The 5,025-nt window shown below is 31.8% G+C and carries 3 protein-coding genes; 1 reads left to right on the top strand and 2 read right to left on the bottom strand.

What is annotated here, in order from left to right; all coding sequences use genetic code 11:
* Positions 1-452 precede the first annotated feature (452 nt).
* The gene (gene ere(D) / locus ACEYOS_RS06545) at positions 453-1,679 is read left to right on the top strand and encodes an EreD family erythromycin esterase (protein ID WP_095073170.1); all 1,227 of its coding nucleotides are present in this window, start codon (positions 453-455) and stop codon (positions 1,677-1,679) included.
* A gap of 192 nt (positions 1,680-1,871) precedes the next feature.
* Here the strand turns inward: ere(D) and abc-f are convergent, their stop codons facing one another.
* Both abc-f and lnu(H) read right to left on the bottom strand, forming a co-directional pair.
* Entirely contained in the window at positions 1,872-3,467 is a 1,596-nt protein-coding gene (abc-f, locus tag ACEYOS_RS06540) for a ribosomal protection-like ABC-F family protein (protein ID WP_090410526.1), read from the bottom strand.
* Positions 3,468-3,824: 357 nt separating this feature from the next.
* Positions 3,825-4,595, bottom strand: coding sequence for a lincosamide nucleotidyltransferase Lnu(H) (gene lnu(H), locus ACEYOS_RS06535; protein WP_077564604.1), 771 nt, complete (start codon positions 4,593-4,595; stop codon positions 3,825-3,827).
* Positions 4,596-5,025 lie beyond the last annotated feature (430 nt).

The following is a 5,025-nucleotide window of genomic DNA, read 5'->3' as shown; positions in this document are numbered from 1 at the left end:
ATGTTTTTCCAGAATAATCAACATTTTTAAATTCTTTGTTCTCGTGAGTTATTATTTCATTTGTCATTTTTATATTTTTCTAATTTTGAGTGAGTTTTTCTATGACGCACAACGGGAAACGCATTGGCGAAGTGGCGGATAAATTGGACAAAAAGTTCAATTTAGCGAGAACGTAGCCGATGTGTTTCCACAGAGCTAACTTACAAATAAAAAGCGAATGTGGAACACATTCGGCGGAATAAAATGCAGAAACTTTCAATTTAGCACTTAACCTGCCATTTTGCCAATGCGATGTTATGTGAAGGAATTTTTAGTATCTTTGTATTCAAATAATTCACATTTTATGTATTTCAGCAAGCCTTGGTAATTAAAAATTAAAGTAAATTATTAAATCGTCTTTTTGAGACGGTTGCTATTTGGTACGTTAATTTTTAATTTAAAATAAGGTAATAATGAAAAATATAAAACCCTTAACTTTTCCGTTTAATTCGGAAAATAATACATCCATAAAACAAAGTCTTTTTCGATTTCGAGAATATTTTGATTCTTCTACAATTGTTGGTTTAGGCGAAAACTCACATTTCATAAAAGAGTTTTTTACATTCAGGCATCAAGTTATTGAGTTTTTAGTAACTGAATGTGATTTTGACACCTTGGCATTTGAGTTTGGTTTTTCTGAAGGATTAGAAGTTGATAAGTGGATAAAATCACAAATTCCATTCGACGATTTGGATAAGTTACTGTCACACTTTTATTATCCAAATGAGTTTAAAGATACTTTGCTATGGCTTCGTCGGTATAATCAAGACAATAATAATCAAATTACCTTTTTAGGTGTGGATATTCCTAAAAATGGAGGTTCTTATTTTCCAAACTTTCGTATTGTATCTGATTATTTGCAAAGACTTTCAATCGTTTCTTCTGATGTCTTACAGAAGATTTTAAATCTTGCTGAGAAATTTGATTTCTATTCGACTTCTCAGCTTGCGTTAAATTTATCGCTTTTTGATGAAGCTGAACATAATGAATTAAAAGCATTGCTATTAAAAGTTTACATTCGTTTGATTACTCTTCAACCAAAATTAGAAAGTTTAGAATTTCAATCGATAGTTCATCAAGTTAAAGGCTTGATTTATATGAATTATAATGCTGATGCTATGGAAAGTTTCATTACTGAAAGGGGAATTGAAGGAGATATGGGAGCAAAAGACCAGTATATGGCAGAAAGCATTGATTGGTTTTTGAAAAATTCACTTGGTAAAAAGATTATTTTGGTTGCCCACAATGCTCACATTCAAAAAACTCCGGTAGATTTTGATGGATTTATTAGTTGTTATCCAATGGGGCAAAGACTTTCGATGACTTTTGGAGAAAAATATAAAGCATTTGCAATAACTAATCTACGTGGAGAAACTGCGGCATTGTATCCTGATAATGATTATCAATTTGGCTTTAGGGTTGATAAATTTCCACTTGATTTTCCAGAGTCGGATTCTGTTGAATTTATTATGCAAGAATTTGGAGGAAAAGAATGCTGTTTACTAATGAACAGAAGTACGGAATTAAAAAATTGTAATAAGATTCGATTTGATTCGATGTGCCTAAAAACTGAAATAGAAGAAGCTTTTGACGGAATTTTTCTAATAGAAAAATCAACTGTTTCAGAAGTAGTGGATTGAGAATTTATAAATTTAATTTCGAAACGGCACTTTCTTTTTGGAGGTGCCGTTTTATTCTTTCACATAACCGCGGCTTTGCGAGGGAGCGGATTTTAGCATAAGACTTCCAAGCGAAGACGGAACTTTAAATATAACGAAAATCTTTGAACGGAAACAATAACCCGCTCTCTTGCAAAACCGATGTTATCGGCTTTACTTCATTAATTCAATAGTTCGTTCAATATTTATTTCTTGTAAGAACGTTTTATCGTGGGAAATTACAATTAAAGTTCCTTCATATTCATTGATTGCATTGGTTAAAATTTCGATGTTTTGAAGGTCTAAATTATTGGTAGGTTCATCTAAGATAATAATGTCGGGAGATTGATTAGCAATGTTTAAACAACACAACATTAACCGCATTCTTTCTCCGCCACTCAATGTATGACAAGGCTTATCCCAATCATCTTTTGAAAATAAAAAACGGTCTAATCTGATTTTTACTTCGTGTTCCTGAAGGCCGGTTTGATTAAATTCTTGAGCTTGTTCATAAATCTGTAAATGATTATTGATTAAAGAATAATCTTGGTCAATATAAACAGAATGACTTTCAGCAATAAATATTTTTCCTTCCGTTGGTTTAAGTTTTCCGAGTATTATTTGGATAAGTGTGGTTTTTCCTGTTCCATTTTTTCCGTTGATAGCAATTCGTTCACCGCTGACAATTTGAATGTTTAGAGGTTTCTCCCATAATAAACCTCCTGTTCTATATGCGAAATTGATATTTTCTGCTATAAACAGATTTTTACCTTTATGAAGATTGGAAGAATCAAATTCAAATTTCATTTGTTCTATATCAGAAACGGAAAGCCTCAAATCTTGAAGTTCTTCTTTTATACCATTAATTTTATCTGAATGAACTCCGGCAATTTTTGCTGAGCTTCTTTCAGCATTATTCTTCCAAGCATCTGATACTATCTTGGGAAGTCCAGCTTTTCCTAAATTCTTTTTTGCTCGAACATCTAATTTTTGTTGTCGTTCAATTGTTTTTCGCTCCTTTTCTTTCGCCTTTCTAAGTGCTTTTTCTTTGCTCTGAATATCTTGACTTAAGGCGTTTTGTTCAATTTCTTTTTGCTCTTTATAAAATTCATAGTTTCCGCCATAAACTTTAATTTCATTTCTGTTGAGCTCACAAATAGGATTTAATAACTGAAGTAACTCTCGGTCGTGGCTAACGATTATAAAAGTTGCTCTTGAGGTTTGAATAAAATCGTATAGTAAGTCTCTACTGGATTTGTCAAGATGATTACTGGGTTCATCTAATAAAACAAATGATGGTTGATGAATAAATATACCTGCGAGAAAGACTTTTGTTTTTTGTCCTCCACTTAATTCGCTTAATTTTTGAGATAGTGATAAATCAGAAATATCCCAATAGCTTAGGGCTTCTTGACATTTTTCTTCTATCGTCCAATCGTCATTTAAAAGGCTATAATTCTTTTCATCTACACTTCCGTTTAAAATTTCGTGTAAAGCATTGAGTTTGGTTTCAACTTGTAAGGCTTGGGCAATTGTCAAATCATTAAACTGACCGAAAATTTGAGGAATATAATAGGGTTTGGTTTCGGAGGAAATTTGTCCGTCATCAGGTTCTAATTCCTTGGCTATAAGTTTGAGTAAAGTAGATTTTCCAACACCATTATTGCCAATTAATGCAATTTTATCGGAATGGTTTACTGTCATACTTAAATTAGTAAACAGCGTATTTTTATTGGGATGTGAATAGGATAAATTTTGAATCGTAAGCATAATTAATTTCTTTTTGAGTTTAACAAAAGTGGGAGCCCAATTTTTTGAGCTGATTGTTAGATTGTCTAAGAAATTAATTTTTACATTTTCTGCTTACTTTTTATTTATGTTGCAAATATAATATTTTTTCTGAACTACTTTATTTCGTATTGCCGATAACGTTTGACGGCTTTGCGAAGGAGCGGATTAGAAAGACTAAACTTTCAATTTTGAACTAACTTAAGCAAAACCATTTTTTCTATTTGCTAATTTACATTTTAAAAGCAAATAAAAAATGGTTTTGCGGATTAAATGCACAAACCTTGAATTAACCACTTAACCCGCTCTTTTGCAAAACCGATGTTGGCGGTAGTTTTTTTATCTTATTTTGTGTAGGATTTCTTTCAGTTTGGGTTCAATATTTAGTTCATCAAATAGTTTTTCCGATAAATTTAATGAGTTCTCAAAAGCCAAAATGATGTTTTTGGGATTTAAATCTGATGTTACTTTTTTATACGCTGAATACCAAATCGTGTCAATGTCCTTTTCGAGACTTTTAGTCGGACTTTCCCAATGTTGCGTTTTGCTTGTTCTTGCTCTTATAAGCCAAAGCAAGTATTTCTGCACATTTGATAAACTGTGATGAGCGTGAGCAAATTCTTCTCGTTTAATCAAGTTGCTTGTTGTCAGTACAACATTCAGTAATGATTGGCTTAACCACAAAATATTTTCATTTGTTATTCTTTCAGGCGATTTCGTTTTGATTTGATTAAGCGTTTTCCTTAAAAGTCCATCTTTGTCGGTTAGGTTCATTTGGTCAAAATCGCTAAATTCAACAATTCCGTCCCAAGATTTGATAATTTCAATTTCCTCCGTTTTTAAAAAATGGAATTCTCCTCTGACCATATTCTCGAAAATAGCAACTTCACTTCCATATTCGTTTGTAAAATATAAAGCCAAAGGATGAATTTGATTTACCCATTTTTCTGTCGAGAAATTTTCTTTATTTTTCAAGAAGATGTAAAATTCGATGTCAGAATATTTGTCTCCTTCGTTTTTGGTAAATGAACCATACATAAAAACGGCGGAAACATTTTCGTCTTGTTGAGCTATATATTTTGTTTTGTCAATCATTTGTAACTGTGTCATTTTTCTAATTTTTAAATGTTGATAATAGAAATTTTCACTACTTTTTGAAAGCAATGAAAAAGTTTTACGTTGTTTATTTTGGACAGTTACTTATAGCTTCATCGGATTATACTTTTTTATGTTCAACATTCTGTTTGGTAAAATTACCGCCAACGGGTCGGGGCTTTGCGAGGGAGCGGATTTTATGCACAAACGCTCAATCGAAGAACCGAACTACAAATTTAGCAAAAAGTTTCATACGAAGCACTTAACCCGCTCTCTTGCAAAACCCTTGTTACCTGCTGGCTGGCTTTTTGAAATGTATATATTTTTAGGTTGCTATTTTATCAACTTCTTCCCTTAAATAATTCAAATTGGTTTCATATTCTTCCAAATTAAGTTTATCAAATTGTAGTTGTTCAATGAATTCAAAAATATCTTGAAGTTTTCT

The sequence above is a fragment of the Kaistella sp. genome, assembly GCF_041824135.1.
In the GTDB taxonomy this organism is placed as follows: Bacteria; Bacteroidota; Bacteroidia; order Flavobacteriales; family Weeksellaceae; genus Kaistella.
Note: the sequence above shows the minus strand (reverse complement) of the source record. Positions and strands in the feature narration are given on the sequence as shown.